The sequence below is a fragment of the Bacillus sp. SG20033 genome, assembly GCF_044570195.1.
Lineage (GTDB): Bacteria > Bacillota > Bacilli > Bacillales > Bacillaceae > Bacillus > Bacillus subtilis.
Window position 1 is genome coordinate 2,841,308 of the sequence record NZ_CP172606.1, and the last position, 19,130, is coordinate 2,860,437.

The 19,130-nt window shown below is 43.7% G+C and carries 23 protein-coding genes; 5 read left to right on the top strand and 18 right to left on the bottom strand.

Translation table 11 applies throughout. From position 1 onward, the window contains the following. Nucleotides 1-26: 26 nt before the first annotated feature. Entirely contained in the window at nt 27-722 is a 696-nt protein-coding gene (gene mtnN / locus ACFVP7_RS15095) for a 5'-methylthioadenosine/S-adenosylhomocysteine nucleosidase (protein ID WP_031600735.1), read from the bottom strand. 20 nt (nt 723-742) lie between these two features. Then, nucleotides 743-1,384, bottom strand: coding sequence for a methyltransferase domain-containing protein (locus ACFVP7_RS15100; RefSeq protein ID WP_326353582.1), 642 nt, complete (start codon nt 1,382-1,384; stop codon nt 743-745). Nucleotides 1,385-1,576: 192 nt separating this feature from the next. On the opposite strand from ACFVP7_RS15100, the gene ACFVP7_RS15105 reads away from it, so the two are divergent. After that, nucleotides 1,577-1,780: a YrzA family protein gene (locus tag ACFVP7_RS15105; RefSeq protein WP_014477495.1), complete on the top strand. Its 204-nt coding sequence runs from the start codon at nt 1,577-1,579 to the stop codon at nt 1,778-1,780. A gap of 36 nt (nt 1,781-1,816) precedes the next feature. Here the strand turns inward: ACFVP7_RS15105 and ACFVP7_RS15110 are convergent, their stop codons facing one another. The 13 genes from ACFVP7_RS15110 to ACFVP7_RS15170 all read right to left on the bottom strand — a co-directional run bounded on the left by ACFVP7_RS15110 (nt 1,817) and on the right by ACFVP7_RS15170 (nt 15,099). Then, complete coding sequence (locus ACFVP7_RS15110; protein ID WP_015714426.1) at nt 1,817-2,518, bottom strand: YrrS family protein; 702 nt, start codon at nt 2,516-2,518, stop codon at nt 1,817-1,819. Between the two features lie 64 nt (nt 2,519-2,582). After that, nucleotides 2,583-4,337, bottom strand: a complete 1,755-nt coding sequence (locus ACFVP7_RS15115; protein ID WP_396582412.1) for a peptidoglycan D,D-transpeptidase FtsI family protein — start codon at nt 4,335-4,337, stop codon at nt 2,583-2,585. 53 nt (nt 4,338-4,390) lie between these two features. After that, entirely contained in the window at nt 4,391-4,864 is a 474-nt protein-coding gene (greA, locus tag ACFVP7_RS15120) for a transcription elongation factor GreA (RefSeq protein WP_004399078.1), read from the bottom strand. Between the two features lie 250 nt (nt 4,865-5,114). Then, nucleotides 5,115-5,750, bottom strand: coding sequence for a uridine kinase (udk, locus tag ACFVP7_RS15125; RefSeq protein WP_003225916.1), 636 nt, complete (start codon nt 5,748-5,750; stop codon nt 5,115-5,117). A 6-nt stretch (nt 5,751-5,756) separates the two neighbouring features. Beyond that, a complete protein-coding gene (locus ACFVP7_RS15130; RefSeq protein WP_396582414.1) occupies nt 5,757-7,025 on the bottom strand; it encodes a U32 family peptidase in 1,269 nt (422 codons plus the stop codon). An 18-nt stretch (nt 7,026-7,043) separates the two neighbouring features. Next, nucleotides 7,044-7,973, bottom strand: coding sequence for a peptidase U32 family protein (locus ACFVP7_RS15135; RefSeq protein WP_015714428.1), 930 nt, complete (start codon nt 7,971-7,973; stop codon nt 7,044-7,046). Between the two features lie 5 nt (nt 7,974-7,978). Further along, nucleotides 7,979-8,632 (bottom strand): O-methyltransferase, encoded by a 654-nt coding sequence (locus tag ACFVP7_RS15140; protein WP_014480416.1) that lies wholly within the window; start codon nt 8,630-8,632, stop codon nt 7,979-7,981. Nucleotides 8,633-8,783: 151 nt separating this feature from the next. Further along, on the bottom strand, nt 8,784-9,866 hold the full coding sequence (gene mltG / locus ACFVP7_RS15145; protein ID WP_003229799.1) for an endolytic transglycosylase MltG: 1,083 nt from the start codon (nt 9,864-9,866) through the stop codon (nt 8,784-8,786). A gap of 130 nt (nt 9,867-9,996) precedes the next feature. Beyond that, nucleotides 9,997-10,278 (bottom strand): DUF1292 domain-containing protein, encoded by a 282-nt coding sequence (locus ACFVP7_RS15150; RefSeq protein WP_003246199.1) that lies wholly within the window; start codon nt 10,276-10,278, stop codon nt 9,997-9,999. Between the two features lie 17 nt (nt 10,279-10,295). Further along, nucleotides 10,296-10,712, bottom strand: coding sequence for a Holliday junction resolvase RuvX (gene ruvX, locus ACFVP7_RS15155; protein ID WP_003229795.1), 417 nt, complete (start codon nt 10,710-10,712; stop codon nt 10,296-10,298). A 7-nt stretch (nt 10,713-10,719) separates the two neighbouring features. Continuing rightward, on the bottom strand, nt 10,720-10,986 hold the full coding sequence (locus ACFVP7_RS15160) for an IreB family regulatory phosphoprotein (protein ID WP_003225903.1): 267 nt from the start codon (nt 10,984-10,986) through the stop codon (nt 10,720-10,722). A gap of 84 nt (nt 10,987-11,070) precedes the next feature. Continuing rightward, complete coding sequence (gene alaS, locus ACFVP7_RS15165) at nt 11,071-13,707, bottom strand: alanine--tRNA ligase (RefSeq protein ID WP_396582416.1); 2,637 nt, start codon at nt 13,705-13,707, stop codon at nt 11,071-11,073. Nucleotides 13,708-14,037: 330 nt separating this feature from the next. After that, nucleotides 14,038-15,099 (bottom strand): AI-2E family transporter, encoded by a 1,062-nt coding sequence (locus ACFVP7_RS15170; protein WP_396582418.1) that lies wholly within the window; start codon nt 15,097-15,099, stop codon nt 14,038-14,040. A gap of 155 nt (nt 15,100-15,254) precedes the next feature. Between ACFVP7_RS15170 and ACFVP7_RS15175 the strand changes: the two genes are divergently transcribed. From ACFVP7_RS15175 to ACFVP7_RS15190, 4 genes are read left to right on the top strand one after another with little or no spacing between them, the layout of a single operon-like run. After that, nucleotides 15,255-15,983, top strand: coding sequence for an amino acid ABC transporter ATP-binding protein (locus tag ACFVP7_RS15175; RefSeq protein ID WP_064670983.1), 729 nt, complete (start codon nt 15,255-15,257; stop codon nt 15,981-15,983). A gap of 20 nt (nt 15,984-16,003) precedes the next feature. After that, entirely contained in the window at nt 16,004-16,825 is an 822-nt protein-coding gene (gene glnH / locus ACFVP7_RS15180; RefSeq protein ID WP_396582420.1) for a glutamine ABC transporter substrate-binding protein GlnH, read from the top strand. A 60-nt stretch (nt 16,826-16,885) separates the two neighbouring features. After that, a complete protein-coding gene (locus tag ACFVP7_RS15185; RefSeq protein WP_041850168.1) occupies nt 16,886-17,536 on the top strand; it encodes an amino acid ABC transporter permease in 651 nt (216 codons plus the stop codon). Between the two features lie 16 nt (nt 17,537-17,552). After that, complete coding sequence (locus ACFVP7_RS15190) at nt 17,553-18,209, top strand: amino acid ABC transporter permease (protein WP_003229784.1); 657 nt, start codon at nt 17,553-17,555, stop codon at nt 18,207-18,209. 34 nt (nt 18,210-18,243) lie between these two features. Here ACFVP7_RS15190 and ACFVP7_RS15195 read toward each other — a convergent pair whose 3' ends face one another. Genes ACFVP7_RS15195 through ACFVP7_RS15205 form a run of 3 tightly spaced genes read right to left on the bottom strand, consistent with a single transcriptional unit; the run spans nt 18,244 to nt 19,124 of the window. Beyond that, complete coding sequence (locus ACFVP7_RS15195; protein WP_003229780.1) at nt 18,244-18,375, bottom strand: YrzQ family protein; 132 nt, start codon at nt 18,373-18,375, stop codon at nt 18,244-18,246. 21 nt (nt 18,376-18,396) lie between these two features. Next, nucleotides 18,397-18,588, bottom strand: a complete 192-nt coding sequence (locus ACFVP7_RS15200; protein WP_003225893.1) for a hypothetical protein — start codon at nt 18,586-18,588, stop codon at nt 18,397-18,399. Between the two features lie 11 nt (nt 18,589-18,599). Beyond that, the gene (locus tag ACFVP7_RS15205; protein WP_072173323.1) at nt 18,600-19,124 is read right to left on the bottom strand and encodes a PRC-barrel domain-containing protein; all 525 of its coding nucleotides are present in this window, start codon (nt 19,122-19,124) and stop codon (nt 18,600-18,602) included. Nucleotides 19,125-19,130 lie beyond the last annotated feature (6 nt).

Sequence of the window (19,130 nt, forward strand, 5' to 3'; positions counted from 1 at the left end):
AAACGGAGGAGAACATTCTCCCCGTTTTAATGAATTCGTTTGATCACCTTTAACACAAGCTCTGTTGAATGGACAGCCGCCTGCTCTAAAAATTGGTCAAATGAAACATGTGATTCTTTTCCTGCAATATCAGATAACGCTCTGATGACGACAAACGGCGTTTTAAATTGATGGCACACTTGAGCAACTGCCGCAGCCTCCATTTCAACCGCGTACAGATCAGAAAATCTCGCACGCACCTCTTCAACCCGCTTCGGATCGTTCATGAAAGAATCGCCTGTTGCAATTGTTCCTTTTGCAACCTGAATGCCGTCGAGTTCAGATACCGCTTCTTCAGTGATGCTGATCAGCTTTTCATCCGCCGCATAAGCAGCCGGAAGACCCGGCACTTGGCCATATTCATAGTCAAAAGCCGTTACGTCTACATCATGGTGGCGAACGTCAGTGGAAATAACGACATCCCCTACATTCAATGTATGATGAAATCCGCCGGCTGAGCCTGTGTTAATGACATAATCAGGCTTGTAACGGTCAAGCAGAAGCGTCGTGCTGATAGCAGCATTTACTTTTCCAATTCCTGATTTTAAAAGAATCACTTCAGTTCCTTCATATTCGCCTGTTGTAAATTCACAGTGTGCGATCGTTTCTGTTTTTGCATTTTCAAGTTTGTCTCTTAAGATGGTAACTTCCTCTTCCATTGCTCCGATGACTGCTAGTCTCATCTATTCACATTCCCTTCACTTTACCGTTTGATCGCCTCCATTATCCACACGAAGTCGTTTTGCTGAGTGAATCGGACTGCAAAACCTTCAGCTGTAAACATTTCTTTCAACGCATCCAATGTAGGATAATGCTCTGTCTCTAAATCATTTGCAAGCTGATAAAAGCCTTGAGAACGGGCTTTATCGATAGCCTGTTGATACGCTTGCGCATCTTCAAAGACGGTATCGGCAAACACTATTTTATCATGCAAGTGAAGGTATTTGCCATATTGCTTTATGGCAGCCCGCTTTTCTTCGTCAGTCAAATGATGAAAAGCATATGAACTGACAATTGTATCAGCCTGAAATGGCGGCTCAGGGAATGTCAGGAAGTCTCCATCAACGATTTCCGACCTGCCTAAAAGCTTGTCAGAAGCCAGTTTACGCATTGCTGGAGAAGGTTCAATTCCAAATACAGTTTTGCCTGCATCGAGCAGCTTAGCCGTCAAATTCCCTGTCCCCGGGCCAAATTCTAACACATGCGTTCCAGATTTGCTGACGATGGCATCAAGGATATGATCGTAGCCTCTGAACGCTTCTTTATACTGAATATCTAAACCTTGTACTGTTTGATCATAAGTTGCTGCCCAATCTTCAAAGAGAGGGATAAATTCACGTCCCATATTTGTCACACTCCATATTTAATAATTCCTATAAGCATACTATGAATTAATGATGGAACAGTTCCTATAATACCACATCTTCTGAAAAGCAGGTACTAAAACACTTTGTGTATTTTATGCCATCTTATATTGCGCATTGACCGCAAAAAAGCTTATACTTCATATGACTTGTGAAAGCTGGAGGGTCAAGACATGAATTTTCAATTAGATCTGATTAAAGACAAAGTGGAATTTTTTGAAGCGGCTTCATTGCAGGAGCTTGAAAAGAAAATCAATACACAAATTGAAAACAATAAAGCCATCATGCTCCGGGTGAAATCTGTTTCACACCAAACTGCTGTGGCAGAAGGAAGAATATTGTACAGCGCGGTGGTTCATTTCGCAGCTGAAGCCTAAAACAAAAGCAGCCGGTTGTAACCCGGCTGCTTTTGTTTATTTTAGCTTTTCTACTTTTGTCGGCTTCCAGCCTTTTTCATCGACCCATGTAATCGTGACTTGATATTTATTCCCAGTCGCCTTGTCCAAAATCTTGCCTTTGGCATCCTGAGGGCTGCCGTTATTTCCAAGCCAGAGCACCGTCATGTTATCTGTTGAGACACCAGTTGCGTACGAAATGGCTTTCAGCATCTCAGCCCAGTCTTGTGAGCTTGAATCATAAGTAGCGGCATGCTCGCCAGTCTGCTCAGTTCCGACTGCTTTCCAGTCAGGATTTTCATACGTTTTTTCCACATCGCTCGATGAGCCGCCTTCTGTTACTTTTGCATCTTTAAGCCCGTCATCGGCTGAATCTGAGCTTGAATCTGAATCAGAGTCATCTTTTTTAGAAGAAGAATCATCTTTTTTGGAATCAGAGTCAGAAGACTTCTCAGAATCCTTTTCGCTGTCAGATGTATCTTTCTTGCTGTCTTTTATATCCTCATCCGATTTCTTTTCCGTCTTTCCTGAAGCCGGAGATTCCTGTTTTTGCGCCGTTTCAGAATCCTTGCTGACATCTTTGCTAGAAGGACTGTTAATGAAGAGATTCGCTGCTACTACGACAATTAGTATGGATACGATTGCGATTAAAATGTTAAGCACTAAATTGGCTTTTCTGCGTTTATCACGATTTTCATAACGAGATTGATTATTGCTCAATAATTCTGCACTCCTTTATCCCTCTTGGCTCAGCATATATTTTAACATGTGCTGAGAAGTTGTTCTATTTCTGATTGATTTCAATTTCGTGTACTTTTTTAACAATATCATAAAACACCGAATTTGTCAGAGCCTTATCTCCCGGTGTATCCATGTGTAAAACAACCAGAGCGTATTTCGGCTTATCCGCGGGAAAATATCCGGCAAACCATTTTTCATAGAGCGTTTCCTTCTCTTTTGAAAGCTTGCCTGTTTGGGCTGTGCCCGACTTCCCTGCTACAGTATACGGAAGATCTTGAAACCTTCTGCCCGTTCCGGAAGGAGATTCTACCACCCGCCGCAGTATTTTTTGAAGCTGCTGTGACGTATATTTGTCTATCGTTTCCCCTTTGAGCTTCTGATCTTTAAACGTAACGAGCGTTGTGCCGTTCTTATACTCAATTTGTTCGGCAATTTTCACCTGCCGTTTTTCTCCGCCGCGGGCGATTGTCGCCATCATATTGGCTACCTCCAGCGGCGTTACCTTTACATTTTTCTGCCCGATTGCTGTTTGCGCAATGGCTTTTTTGACTGTTTTGTCTTTTTCATCCCCCCAAATCACGCCGCTTTTTTCGTTATACAGCTGGCGGAAATCGGTTTCGTGGTACAGTTTTCCCTCCCAGCCTGCCCGATCAGTGAGAGCCAGCTTCTCGGACATATCTTCAATAACCGAGCTGTCTTTTTTCATTAATTGTTCTGCAAGACTCGTAAATGTGTAATTACAGCTTTGGGCAAAACTTTCATCAAAAGACAAGGTTCCTTTGTCGTCCCCCGGTTCCCCGTACAGGTTTAAATTGCAATTAAAGGTTTGACTAGGCTTCACCATATTATTTTCGATTGCAGCTGCGGCAATGACTGTTTTAAAAACTGATCCGGGATAGATTGGCGTCAGCATATAATTTTGAAGTGTGTTTTGCCGGGACACGTCTGCATCTGGTTTGCTTACAATTCCCAGAACACTGCTATTTTCGATGTCCAGCAGCACAGCTCCTCCCTTTTTCAGCCCCTGTTCATCCAATACCTCCTCCATCGCTTTTTGAATGCTTTGATCGATCGTTGTTTTGACCTGGAGCGGATAAAATGTATTGGCTTCAGCTGTATATTTGACGTCCATGCCAAACAAAGGGTTTCCTTTTCCGTCCACATGATATAAAAGCTTTGTGTCTTGTTCCGGAAGCAAAAACTCGTCAAATGTCCGTTCTAAACCGGTTGTTCCGATTTCTGTTGTAATCGGAAGGCTTTCCTTGTCAGGATATTTCTTGCGAAGCAACGCCGGATCTTGGTTCGTGCTCCCTATCGTATGTGAAGCAAGGCTGGGCTTGTCTTCATTCTCCATATATACGCCGTAAATGCCGGGATATTTCAAAGAATTGATTTTTGTGATAGATTGTTTTGAAAGTGTTTTGATTTTCTTTTGCTGCAAAATGACCGGTTTTTTTGCCTGACCTAGTGTCTGGCGCAAATTATCTTCAGACATGCCGAGGATGTCCGCAACTTTTTTGATCGGCCAATCCTGCGTCAGCAGAAAAGGGAACAAAACAACCGCGGGCTCGCTTTGTCCTGTCAGCGCCCGCCCGTTTCGATCTAAAAAAGAGCCTCTTCCATCTGAAATGAGCACTTCCTCCGTCCGCTGTTTCACACTTTCTTGAATCAAATTAATTTTCTTTTTAGAAAATGATTCTGTGAAAAACAGCTGGATTTCCGCAAGCCTCAGCAGAAGCAGAAAAAATACAATCAAAAAAGCGATGACTGCCAGCTTCATTCGTTTCGATATCTTCATAAAAAAACACCTCACCCACATTGTGGACGAGGTGTTTCGCTGCTAAACAGATATTATGAAATTTTCACAATTTTCACGAGCATTTCTCCGCCCGGTGTTTGTACTGTGACTTCTTCATCTACTTTTTTGCCCAAGAGGCTTTTTGCGATCGGTGAATCGTTTGAGATTTTCCCTTCAAACGGGTCAGCTTCCGCGCTTCCGACGATCGTATATGATTCTTCATCACCGTCAGGCAGTTCGACGAAAGTGACGGTTTTACCCAAACCGACAACGTTAGAGCCGCCGTCATCTTCAATGATTTTCGCATTGCGAATCATATTTTCAAGAGTCGTCACGCGGCCCTCTACAAATGCCTGCTCTTCTTTCGCTGAATCGTATTCAGAGTTCTCGGAAAGGTCTCCGAAGCTTCTCGCAATTTTGATTCGCTCTACTACTTCTTTTCGTTTAACCGTTTTCAAATATTCTAATTCTTGTTCAAGTTTTTGTTTTCCTTCTGCAGTCATAGGAAAAACTTTCTCTTGTGCCATGTCCCTTCACTCCTTCTGGTTGTCCCTCAACATCTTCGATTATGTATGAGAGCATAAACTAAAAAATACAAGAATGAGAACACAGGGCAGTCCTCGTTCTTCTCTCCCATATAGGTACTGTTTATCTTAAACTGAATCGTGTCGTTCTGCAAATATTTCGCGTTTATAAACAGGGAAAGAAGGGAATTCGCACATTCCCTTCCTGCCTATACATAATATGGTCAGAGTTATTTATGTCTATGCTATGGTATTACAAAATCGCATTTTGTTCAAGAATGGTTTGAATTTTTGTGACCATCAGATCAATTGCGACGTGATTCTGACCGCCTTCCGGGATAATAATATCAGCGTATCGTTTCGTCGGCTCGACGAATTGGTTATGCATCGGACGGACCACTGACACATATTGTTCAATGACAGAATCAATAGAGCGTCCGCGCTCATTAATATCTCTCATAATCCGTCTGATGATACGCAAGTCGGCGTCCGTATCAACATAAAGCTTGATATCCATCAGATCACGAAGCCTTTTGTCTTCAAGAACAAGAATGCCTTCAAGGATAATAACATCCTTTGGCTCTACGTGAACCGTTTCTTCTGAACGTGTGTGAAGCTTATAGTCATAAATCGGCTTTTCAATCGGGCGGTAATTCAATAGATCCTGAATATGCTCGATTAAATAGTCATTATCAAACGCAAGCGGATGATCGTAGTTTGTGTTCAGCCTTTCTTCAAACGGAAGATGGCTTTGGTCTTTATAATAAAGGTCCTGCTGGATCATTAAAATTGAGTGTCCTTTAAACTGTTCATAAATGGACCGTGTGACACTCGTTTTTCCTGAACCGGAACCTCCTGCGATTCCAATGACTACTGGATTCTTACCCATGGGCTGTTACTTCCCCTTTCTCATCATGTTGCTCGGATAAATCTTTTTGTCTAGTTTGAATTTGACAATTTGCAGGGGATGGCGGGCAGCATCTAGCTCATTTCCGTCTTCGTCCCAAATGGTTTCAATCGTATGTGTAAAGTTTTCGATTTCTGGACCGAAAAATTCCACTTCGTCGCCTTTTTTGAAGAAATTGCGCTGCTGAAGCGTGACCATTTGTGTATCTTCATCATAATTCAGCACTAAGCCGACAAAATCATATGTCGTTTTCTTGGCGTGTTCGCCGAACATTTGCTCTTCATAGCCTGGCGTTCCTTCAAAGAAAGCTGTCGCAGTGTCCCGGTTGGCGCACTTATCCAGCTCTTTAAGCCATTCTTTTTGAATCACAAAGTTCTCTGGATCAGCGCAATAAGCATCGATTACTTTGCGGTATACGCTGACAACAGTTGCTACATAGTGAATGGATTTCATGCGGCCTTCAATCTTTAAGCTGTCTATTCCCATTTCGATCATTTTCGGAATGGATTCAATCAGCTTCAAATCTTTCGGGCTCATCGCAAATGGTGCATCTTCTTCACCATACAAAGCAACGGCGTTGGCACCGTCTGTTTGGTAGAGATCATAGTCCCAGCGGCATGACTGGCAGCAGCCTCCGCGGTTGGAATCCCGCGCTGTCATGTGATTGCTCAGCACACAGCGGCCGGAATATGCGATACACATTGCGCCATGAATGAAGGATTCGATTTCGATATCTACCTTTTCTTTCATTTCTCTGATTTCAAGAGCGCTAGTTTCACGTGCCAGCACGACGCGGTCGAGACCTTCTTCCTTCCAGAACTGGACAGCCTTCCAGTTTGAAAGAGACTGCTGTGTGCTCAAGTGAACCTCAACATTCGGCGCCACTCTGCGGCATGTTTCAATAATAAGCGGATCTGCCACAATAATACCGGCAACGTTGGCGTCTCCAAGCGCTTTTAAATAGTCTTCAAGCCCGTCCATGTTTTCATTATGAGCGAAAATATTCGTTGTTACGTAGATCTTCGCGCCATATTTCTTTGCGAATTCAACGCCTTCTGCAATTTCTTCGATCGTAAAGTTATCGGCATTCGAGCGCAGCCCGTATTCCTGTCCCCCGATAAAGACCGCGTCCGCTCCGTAATGAACAGCGATTTTCAGCTTTTCAAGATTACCCGCAGGTGCGAGAAGCTCCGGCTTTTTCGTAATCACACGCTTTCCATTAACGATTGTGGATATTTTATCATTTACGGCAGTCATAGCTTAACCTCCTTTTGATTAATAAACCGTTTCCTTGAAGAAGAATCCGGTATCAATTTTTCTGTTTACTGGCTGGATGCTTTCAATGCGTTCGATCCAGTCTTCTTTTTTCGCTTCGTATTCATCACGGTTTTCCACGCACAAATCAATTGCTTCTCTGTACATTTTGGTGACTTCTATTAGGTATTCAGGCGTTTTCAAAACACCGTCGATTTTGAAAGAATCAATTCCGGCATCTATCAATTCCTCGAGCTCATCAATGATGCACACATCGTTCGGGCTCATGATGTGAGTGCCGTTTTCATCTTCGAAAATCGGATATTTATTATCGCGTTCTTTATCGTGTAAAAACATGCCTGATTCTTTTTTCTTTCTTTCAATGTCCATGACTTTGCCCTGATATTCAAAATAGTTTCCAATCAAAGAACGCTTCGATTGGAACATGCACGTCATTCCATGCACCTGAATTTCAATTTCGACTTCAGCATTTTCTTTAATCTCAACAATGCTGTCCATGTTTAATTCTCTGGCAAGCACAGAACGCGCCGCACCCTTGCGTCCCCAGTAGTTGCATGTATAATAGTTGGTGCCTGTCGTTTCTGTGCTCCAATGAAGCTTCAGATCAGGCGCAGATTCACGGGCAGCCATCAGCACGGCAGGATCGCCGAATACCGCTGCATCGACACCGGCTTCTGCTAAGAAAGCCAGATATTCGCCAAGCTCACCCACTTTATCATTATGGAAAATTGCATTTACAGCAACGTATACTTTTGCCCCTTCTTTGTGAGCAATCTCTACGGCTTTTGTTACATCTTCACGAGAAAATTCTCCGGCTAATCTCAAGCCGTATCTCTGTTCCCCAACTAAAAACGCAGTTGCCCCAGCCTGTATGAGCGGCAAAATGTCAGCCGTACTCGTCGGCGTCACTAAGAGCTCTGGTTTTTTCATGACGTTCACCTCTTCTTTTTACTAATCGCAAGTCCGTCCCCGACAGGAATAATCGCAGTTTGATAATCCGGATGATTCATCAGCCAATGATTATATTCATCAATTTTTGCTACAAGCCTGCGCCTTCTCTTCGGTTCTATTTTGCTGTAATCCTCTGCCACCAGACCTTTAAACAGCACGTTGTCTGTTATAATCACCCCGTCCGGTGAAAGCATCGGTTCATATAAATGAAAAAAGTTTTGATACTGACCTTTTGCAGCGTCAATAAAAATGACATCGTAAGGCGCGGTTACATGAACGGCGTCGGCTAATTCAAGCGCATCTCCGTAAAAAACATGAATCCGGTCATCAAGCTGAAATTCCTTGATATTGTTTACCGCTTCTTCATGCCGTTTCTCATTGCGTTCAATTGTATATATTTCAGCAGACGGCAGCTCCAGCGCCATTCGAATGGCTGAATAACCAATGGCCGTTCCGATTTCTAGTATTTTTTTCGGCTGTTTCACAGACAAAATTTGAAGCAGCACCTCCATGCCCGCTTTTTCCATAATCGGGACATGATGTTCTTCTGCATATGCTTCAAGCTTCTTCACGTTATCCGGCCGAGGCTTTAATAATGCTTCTATATAGTCATTTATTTGTTCATACCGGTCAGTCACTACAAACAGCCTCCCGTTCTAAAAAGGAGTGCCCCAGTCTTATGCGCAGGACACTCTCTGAATACATCATGATACATCGGTAAACAACCCGATATATTTTATCATAAAACCTTGCGGAAAGCGAACAAAAGGAGAGCTTTTTGCTCTCCTTTTATTTCTCATTTTTTGAGGAAATGTATTTTTCTTTTGCTTTATTATGCTCTTTTAGCGTTTTTGTAAATACGACCTCACCATTTGATTTGGCCAAGAAATACAGATAGTCCGTTTTATCCGGATGCAGCGCCGCTTCCCATGACGACATACCGGCATTGGCAATCGGCCCTGGCGTCAGCCCTGTGTTTTTATACGTATTGTATGGTGAATCGATTTCCAGGTCCTTATAAAGAACCCGATCTTTATGCTTGCCTGCCGCGTACAGCACGGTCGGATCTGTTTGGAGCGGCATTTTCTTTTTCAGGCGGTTATAAAAGACGCTCGCAATTTTATGGCGGTCGGCTTTTTCAGTCGCTTCTTCTTCTATCAAAGAAGCCATTGTCAGCAGCTTATGCACAGAAACTTTGTTTTTCTTCATTTCTGATTTATATGTTTCCACATAAGAATTTGTCTGCTTAATCATTGCCTTGATAATGTCTTCAAGTGATGTGTCCGGATCGTTAAAAGGGTATGTAGCCGGGAATAGGTACCCTTCAAGCGGGTGCTTAATGTTTTTATTGAAAACATCATTTGTCACAGTGTCCGGGAATTCTTTCTTCAGCTGATTGATAAATGTTTCATCGTCCAGCTTCGCTATGACTTGTTTTTTAGAGTATTTTGTTTCATCAGCAATAGCAGCCGCGATTTGGGTCAGCTGTGCTCCCTCAGTCACTGTGATTTGAAAAGCGTAACCTGTAGCCCCGCTTGTCAGCTTCTGAATAATGGCATCTAAATCCATACCTTTATTCAGATGGTAGAATCCGGCCTGAAACCCGGAAGCACCTTTATATTTCACATAGTACTGAAACGCCTTCTCGCTTTTTATGACATCATTTTTCTTTAATATCGATGCGATGGCTGAAACAGACGAACCGCTCGGAATGTTAATATTAACTGTCGTTTTACTGTCTTTTTCAACAGGTTCAAGCAATGATTTCCCATATAAAAATGCCCCGCCAATGATGAGAAACAGCACAACAATGGAAGACAGTATGATTCTTTTTTTATTAAAAAACGATTTTTTTTGCTGATTGATATACATTAGGTCTCCTCCCATCAGCTCTTATACTACATGATTCATTGTATTTCGGCAATTTATTACAAAAAGAGGCCTGCATAAAGCAGAAAAAAGCCGGAGCAGTATAGCTCCGGCTTTGGTTTGGCGCGATGTTTTACTCTTCGTCTTCGTCCGCTAAGAATGTGTTTAATGTTTCTTCGATCATATCCCATTCTTCGTCAGTTTCAATCGGGAATAGCTCACCGTTTTCACCGTCTTCGTTTGGCGTGAAGCTGGAAGCAAGAATTTCTACTTCTTCGTCATCTTTTGATTCGATTGGATAGTACAAGACATAAGACTTGCCAAACTCTTCGTTTTCAAATGTAAACAGCACTTCACAAAGCTGTTCATTTCCTTGATCGTCAACAATTGTAATATTTTTTTCGCCGTGTTCCATTTTCTTCACCTCTGGCTTTAATTTAAGCTGTCAAGATATCCTTGTAAAATCATAACAGCCGCCATTTTATCAATGACTTTTTTTCGTTTTTGCCTGCTGACGTCAGCTGCAATCAGCATTTTTTCAGCCGCCATTGTGGTAAGACGCTCGTCCCACAGCACAACAGGAACATTGTACGTTGTTTCAAGCACTTTCGCAAATGTTTGGCTGGCTTCGCCTCTCGGGCCGACTGTTCCGTTCATGTTCTTAGGAAAGCCGAGCACGATTTTATCTATAGTATAGTCCTTTATCAGTTCAGATAAACGGGATAAACCATAATCGCCTTCTGCTTCATTTATCTTTATGGTCTCAATGCCTTGAGCAGTCCAACCCATTTCATCGCTCAGAGCTACACCGAGTGTTTTGGTTCCTAAATCGAGTCCTAATATTCTCATTCTTTATTTACGCCTCTTTATGCTGTTCTAAATAAGACTTTACCAATTCCTCGATTAATTCGTCTCTTTCAAGTTTGCGAATTAAATTGCGAGCGTCACGATGCCTAGGAATATAAGCGGGATCACCTGACAGCAAGTATCCGACAATCTGGTTGATTGGATTGTAGCCCTTTTCCTGAAGCGCGTCATACACTGTAATCAGCACCTCATTTACGTTAGTCTCAGCAGAATCATCGGAGAAATTAAATTTCATCGTTTTATCAAACGAGCTCACCGTTTTGCACCTCTTTCCCAAATTCGCAGGCAAAGTTCAGCCTGGGGTCCTAATCTTACCATCATTCTACACTACATGGGCGAATTATAAAACGGATTTCACCCAATCTTCTACAGAAGCCAAAGCTTCTTCTAATTTTTCCGGCTGTTTACCGCCTGCCTGCGCCATGTCCGGACGGCCTCCGCCGCCTCCGCCGCAAACTTCCGCAGCTTGTTTAACCAGCTTGCCGGCGTGAAGGCCTTTCTCAATGAGGTCCTTTGTGACTCCGGCGGAGATATTAACTTTATCGTTTTGTACCGCACCAAGCACGATCACCGCAGAGCCAAGCTTTGCTTTGAGTTCATCGACCATAGTGCGGAGATGATTCATGTCTTTTGCATTTACTTTTGCCGCAAGCACGTTTATGCCGTCAACTTCTTTTACTTTCGACAGGATTGCTCCTGCTTCCACGTTGCCTAGTTTTGCAAGAAGAGATTCATTTTCTCTTTGTGCATCCTTCAGTTCAGCCTGCAGAGCCGCGACCCGTTTCGGCACTTCTTTGATATTTGTTTTCAGCTCGTCAGCGGTCTGCTTCAATACAGAAATCTGGCTGTTCATTTCGACGTAAGCGCCTTGTCCCGTTACAGCTTCAATCCGTCTTGTGCCTGCTCCGATTCCGGATTCAGAAACGATTTTAAACAAGCCGATTTCTGCTGTATTTCTGACATGGCAGCCGCCGCACAGCTCTAAGCTGTAATCTCCAACTTGAACGACACGGACAATATCGCCATATTTCTCGCCAAACAGTGCCATCGCACCCATTTCTTTTGCTTCAGCGATCGGTTTCAAATCAATGCTGACCGGGATGCTCGCCCAGATCTTTTCGTTTACGATTCTTTCAATTTGTTCGAGCTCTTCTTTTGTCACTTGGCCAAAGTGCGAGAAGTCAAAACGAAGACGGTTTTCCGTTACAAGAGAGCCCGCCTGATTGACATGAGTTCCAAGAACATCTTTTAGAGCCTGATGCAATAAATGCGTTGCCGTGTGGTTTTTAATGACGCCGCTTCTCATATGGTCTTCAACTTCAGCCGTAACATGCAGGCCTTTTTGAACAGTACCGCTCTCTACAACACCTTCATGCACATGCTGGCCGTTCGGCGCTTTTTGAACATCTTTAATTCTTACAACGGCCTGCTCGTTTCGGAGATAGCCTTTATCGCCGATTTGGCCGCCACTTTCTGCATAGAACGGTGTTTCATCAAGGATGATTTGAACGCTTTCTCCTTCATGAGCCTCTTCAATTAATTGGCCGTCCTGAAGAAGCACAATGATATTGGCATCAGCTTTGGTTTGAGAGTAGCCGACAAATGTGCTTTCATCTGTCACGTCACGCAGTGCGCCGCCCTGCACCTGCATGCTGCCGACATCCTGGCGGGCGTTTCTTGCCCGTTCACGCTGCTGGTTCATTTCCTCCTCAAAGCCCTCATGGTCAACCGTCATGTTCTCGTCTTCTGCGTATTCTTCAGTCAATTCAACCGGGAATCCATACGTATCATACAGTTTAAACACATCAGCACCTGAGATAACGCTGCTGCCCTTGTCTTTTTCTTTTTTGATCATTTCTGACAGGATCGCAAGCCCTTCATTAAGGGTCTCATGGAAGCGTTCTTCCTCGGTTTTAATGACTTTTGCGATGAAATCCGCTTTCTCTTTCACTTCAGGATAGAAATCAGCCATGATTTCTGCGACAACCGGCACTAAATCAAACATGAACGGACGATGGATGTTGATCGTTTTGGCATAACGCACGGCGCGGCGTAATAAGCGTCTTAATACATAGCCGCGGCCTTCATTTGACGGCAGCGCACCGTCACTGACAGCAAAGGCAACCGTTCTGATATGGTCAGCAATCACTTTAAACGCAGTGTCTTTCACATTGTCTTTGCCATATGTTTCACCAGAAATCGATTCTGTTGCTTTAATAATCGGAACAAACAAATCGGTGTCAAAGTTTGTCGGAACATTCTGGATGACAGATACCATTCTTTCAAGACCCATGCCTGTATCAATGTTTTTCTTTGGAAGCGGTGTGTACGTGCCGTCAGGGTTATGGTTGAACTCTGAGAACACAAGGTTCCATACTTCCAGGTAACGGTCGTTTTCCCCGCCTGGGTAAAGCTCCGGATCTTCTGGATCATTACCGTATGCTTCACCGCGGTCGTAAAAGATTTCCGTATTCGGTCCGCTCGGCCCTTCACCGATATCCCAGAAGTTCCCTTCCAGACGGATAATTCTTTCTTCAGGAATACCGATTTTTTTCGCCCAAAACTCATATGCCTCTTCATCTTCAGGATGAACCGTAACAGAGAGAAACTCTTTGTCGAAGCCAATCCACTTGTCGCTCGTTAAAAACTCCCAAGCCCATGTAATGGCTTCTTCTTTGAAATAATCGCCGATGGAAAAGTTTCCGAGCATTTCAAAGAAAGTGTGATGGCGCGCAGTTTTACCTACATTTTCTATATCGTTTGTTCTGATCGCTTTTTGAGCGTTTACGATTCTTGGATTTTCCGGTACGACACGGCCGTCAAAATATTTTTTCAGCGTCGCAACACCGCTGTTGATCCAAAGCAGTGAAGGATCCTCATGAGGCACTAATGACGCGCTTGGCTCTACCGCATGTCCTTTTTCTTTAAAGAAATCCAAAAACATTTGACGCACTTCCGCAGAAGTTAAGTGTTTCATTGTATTTCCTCCTCTATAAAAATCGAAATTCTCTTCAGTGACAGCAAAAAAGCCCTCCCCCTATGCAAACCAACGTTTACACAGGGACGAGAGCTGTCTCGCGGTACCACCCTGATTACGGGCATTCATTCGCCCGTCACCTTTAACCCTGTAACGCAGGATAAGCGGCAGTGATTAACTGCACTCAGGATTAGCTTCCTCCGATCTTCTGATAAAGCTCCTTTCAGCTTATGGAGCTTCTCTCTTTAACAGGGCTTCGGCGTACTCAGATCCGTCACTCGAGATTCGTATGTATTCTACGAGAAATTATAGACAAGCGGCACGCCGATGTCAATGCTCCGTCCTCATCCGCAAAAAATGGATCATCATTACTTTTAAAACAGCCGTCGCAGGAACAGCCAGAATCATCCCGACAATTCCCGCAAGCTCCCCTCCGGCAAGAAGCGCAAGCATGATAACGACCGGATGCATTTTAAGGCTTCTGCCGACAATGAACGGACTGAGGATATTTCCTTCCATAAACTGCAAAATAAACACCGTAATCACCACAACAAGAACAGCTTTGACTGAGATCGTCATCGCAATTAACAACGCAGGAACAGCTCCGATGAAAGGGCCAAAATACGGGATGACATTCGTTACTCCAGAGATCAGGCCAAGTATCAGCGGATACGGAAGCCCAAATACCCAGAACGAAATGCCTGCAATCACGCCAAGAATCAAGCAGACTAAAAGCTGGCCGCGGATATAATCGCCAAGCGAATCATCCACATCCCGCAAAAAGGCGCTGCCCCGCTTTCTCCACGACTTCGGAGTCAAGTACCATACTGTCTTTTTCATTAACTCAATGTCCTTCACCATATAAAACACGAGAAAAGGGATTGTTGCAGCAATTAAGAAGTAATCAAGCACATTGCGGATCCCGCTGATCGCCCCCTCGATCGTTCCCGCAAAAAACGTCTCCGTCTGGCGGATCATTTTATCTATACGGTGATGCATACCATCAGGCCAGTCATCCGTATGGTTATGCACATGAAGAAGAAGCCCGTTATACGTTTCGGCAAACATGGGTATATTTTCTAACAAATCCGTCAGCTGCACGATTAAAACAGGCACCCCTTTATACAACGCCCAGCCAATCCCGCCAAAAAAAAGAACATAAATGACCAAGATGCTCAAAGTCCTAGGCAATCCTTTGCCATGCAGCCATTCCGTGACCGGAAGCAATAAATAAGATATAAAAATAGAAATGATCAAGGGAATAAAGATCGTTTTTATGACGAGCCAAAAGGGTGACCATAACATATCAAGCATAAAAAAGACATAGACTGTTAACAGAACCAGCAAACAAATAGCCACCCACAACAAAAGCTGCACCGGTTTTTGGAGCATCTGCTTTCACCTCACCTATATCTTTTGAGGTTTACACGGAATTATTCTTTATGTTTCTTTAGTCAGTCAGAAGTCATGGACATTTTTTCACATTTAATTTTCAGAAAAGTTTGATCATTTACTTTTTGGTCAAATTTTCTGATAGGAGGATTGCGATGATCACATTTCAAAATGTAAACAAGCATTACGGAGATTTTCACGTGTTAAAACAAATTAATCTTCAAATCGAAAAAGGTGAAGTCGTTGTTATCATCGGCCCATCCGGTTCCGGTAAAAGCACATTGCTCAGATGCATCAACAGACTTGAGACGATCAATGAGGGAGTGCTCACAGTAAACGGCACCGCCATTAACGACAGAAAAACTGATATCAATCAAGTGCGGCAAAATATCGGGATGGTGTTTCAGCACTTTCATTTATATCCACATAAAACAGTGCTGCAGAACATCATGCTGGCTCCGGTAAAAGTGCTTAGACAATCACCTGAACAAGCAAAGGAAACGGCGCGGTACTATCTTGAAAAAGTCGGCATCCCAGACAAGGCTGACGCCTATCCTTCCCAGCTTTCCGGCGGGCAGCAGCAGCGTGTTGCCATCGCAAGAGGACTGGCGATGAAGCCGGAGGTCATGCTGTTTGACGAGCCGACATCAGCACTTGATCCTGAAATGATCGGTGAGGTGCTAGATGTCATGAAAACACTCGCCAAAGAAGGCATGACAATGGTTGTCGTGACACACGAAATGGGGTTTGCCAAAGAAGTTGCCGACCGGATTGTCTTCATTGACGAAGGAAAGATTTTAGAAGAAGCAATGCCGGCTGAGTTTTACGCGAACCCAAAGGAAGAACGGGCCCGCTTATTCTTAAGCCGTATTTTAAATCATTAAAACAGAATGGGGGAGCTTGTATGAAAAAGATTTTTTCTTTAGCATTGATTTCTTTATTCGCTGTCATCTTGCTTGCCGCTTGCGGCAGCAAGGGATCAAACGGAGAAGCCTCAAAGGAGAGCAAAAAAGATACGCTAGCCGCCATTAAAGACAATGACAAAATTGTCTTCGGCGTAAAAACGGACACTCGACTGTTCGGTCTTAAAAATCCAAGCTCAGGTGAGATTGAGGGTTTTGATATTGATATTGCCAAACAAATCGCTAAAGACATTTTAGGTGATGAGAAAAAAGCTGAATTTAAAGAGGTCACCTCAAAAACAAGGATTCCTATGCTGCAAAACGGGGATATCGACGCCATTGTCGCCACAATGACGATCACTGATGAACGAAAAAAGGAAGTTGACTTTTCTGATGTCTATTTCGAGGCCGGGCAATCGCTTCTCGTGAAAAAAGGCAGCAAAATCAAGAGTGTCGAGGATCTTGACAAAAGCTCAAAAGTTCTTGCAGTAAAAGGCTCCACCTCCTCTCAAAACATTCGTGAAAAGGCGCCTGAAGCATCTGTTTTAGAATTTGAAAACTACGCAGAAGCCTTTACAGCCCTTAAATCGGGGCAAGGCGATGCCCTCACCACAGATAATGCGATTTTATATGGAATGGCCGATGAAAATAAAAATTATCAATTAACAGGAAAGCCTTTTACAGATGAGCCTTACGGGATCGCCGTGAAAAAAGGGCAATCTGCTCTCGCGAAAGAAATCAACGCTTCACTTAAAAAGATGAAGTCGGATGGCAGATACGATGAAATTTATAAAAAATGGATCAAAGAAGACCCAGCTGAATAACAACCATCCCGGGATGAGCAGGCGATGCTCATCCCAATTTGATAAGGAGTGAATAGGCAGATGAATGTGTCAATTCTTTTCGATAACTTCGGCATGTATATGGACGGTTTTTACCATACCTTGCTCGCAAGTGTTATCGCGCTGGCCGGCAGTTTTGTCCTCGGCGTCGCTGTAGCGGTTATGAGAATAACAGTCTTTAAGCCGCTGCAATGGCTAGGGACCGCATATGTAGAATTCATCCGCAACATCCCTCTTCTTTTAATTACCTTTGTTTTCTATTTCGGACTTCCAAACGCAGGCCTGAGGCTTGACGGTTTTCAAGCGGGAACGGTTGCTCTCACCATTTATACCTCTGCGTTTATCGCTGAAGCCATCAGAGCAGGCATCCAGTCTGTTTCAAAAGGGCAGATGGAAGCGTCACGCTCGTCAGGCTTTACCTACAGCCAAGCCATGCTCCATATCATTTTGCCGCAGGCAATCAAAATCGTCATTCCGCCTTTAGGCAATCAATTTTTAAACTTAGTCAAAAACTCTTCGATTCTTGGGGTTGTGGCCGGATTGGATCTTATGTACCAAGCCGATTTAGTTTCGTCGAGCACACTCGTTGTATTTGATGTTTATATTTTTGTGGCGCTTTTTTACTTAGTGCTGACGATTCCGCTTAGCATCGGTGTTAACTATCTGGAAAAACGGCTGGAAAAAAGCTATTGATAAGGAGTGAGTTACATTGGATTTCATCGGTGCTTATTCACAGGAGCATTTAGCGTTTTTATGGGATGGCTTTCTCGTCACCTTGTACGTTGCTTTCATCTCCATCATTCTGAGCTTTTTCTTCGGTTTAATCGCAGGCACCCTGCGTTATGCGAAAGTTCCCGTTCTTTCTCAATTGATTGCGGTTCTCGTTGAAACGATCAGAAACCTCCCCTTGCTGTTAATTATTTTCTTTACGTTTTTTGCCCTTCCGGAAATTGGTATTAAGCTTGAAATAACAGCTGCTGCAATTACAGCACTAACGATTTTTGAATCCGCTATGCTATCTGAAATTATCCGAAGCGGACTGAAATCAATTGACAAAGGACAAATTGAAGCGGCGCGCTCCTCCGGGCTGAGCTATACACAGACCCTGTTCTTTATCGTTATGCCGCAAGCGCTTCGCCGCATGGTTCCGCCCATCGTAAGCCAGTTTATTTCTTTATTAAAAGATACATCGCTCGCTGTTGTGATCGCCCTGCCTGAACTGATTCACAACGCGCAAATTATTAACGGCCAAAGCGCAGACGGCAGTTATTTTTTCCCGATCTTTTTACTTGCGGCCCTTATGTATTTCGCAGTCAACTACAGCCTTTCACTCGCAGCAAGACGCCTCGAGGTCCGGCAAACATAGAAAAGGATACTCTTTGGAGAGTATCCTTTTTGCATTAAAACATTTTCGTAATTCTTCTTCTCATCCGCTTCATGCTTCGATTATTCAGCATGTCAGATTGAGTCGCCATTCGGTACACGAGAGCTCCGGCTCCCATTGCCAAAAGAGAAGTCATCGTCCGATTCATCCTGCGCATCTCCTTTCATGATTAAAAATTGATGCTGCGTTCATCCTCAGAAAACAAATCATCCAAGCTGCTTAACGTTCCGTCTTCTTCCACCTGATGAGTTGCAATCTTCCCTTTCGCCACTGTCAGTTCAATAAAACAGCCCCAACAATAATATTGGTTCACGCCGATTTTGCCGATATCCTTACTTTTGCAATTCGGGCATATAAGCATACCTCACACCTCTATCCGTTCAGAACGATCTCGTCTTTCCGCACCTCGACAAGCGAATCCGCTCTTTGGATCTGGCGCTTGCTTCCCGCCAGGTCAGAAAAGAAACCGTCCGAGAGTTCATATGCTACGATTATGCCCCTGTCCAAACAAAAGTATACATCTTCCAGCATCCCCAATATATCGCCCTCTTGCGATTTCACAAGCTTCATCTTCATCTGCTCGTATGTGAAGCATGATTTCGGAAGAGGCAAAAGCTGTTCTGAACTGACCGAAGCCAATATGCGGTCATCAAGAATGGAAGAGATATCACACGCCCGTAATAGCGCATGATGATGATGCAAAAAGCGTTTTTGTGCAAGAATAAACCCAAGACAATCTCCTTTCAGAGAAAAACAAATATCGGAAATTGTCCCAAGATAACTAGAAGTTCGTTCTGAGTATACTGGGAATCCTTCTACTTCATGGCATGTTCTCAAAGTGTGATCAACCACCTTTTGTTGAACAGGCTTAGGTTTTGCTTTGCGCCTTAGACTCATACGATG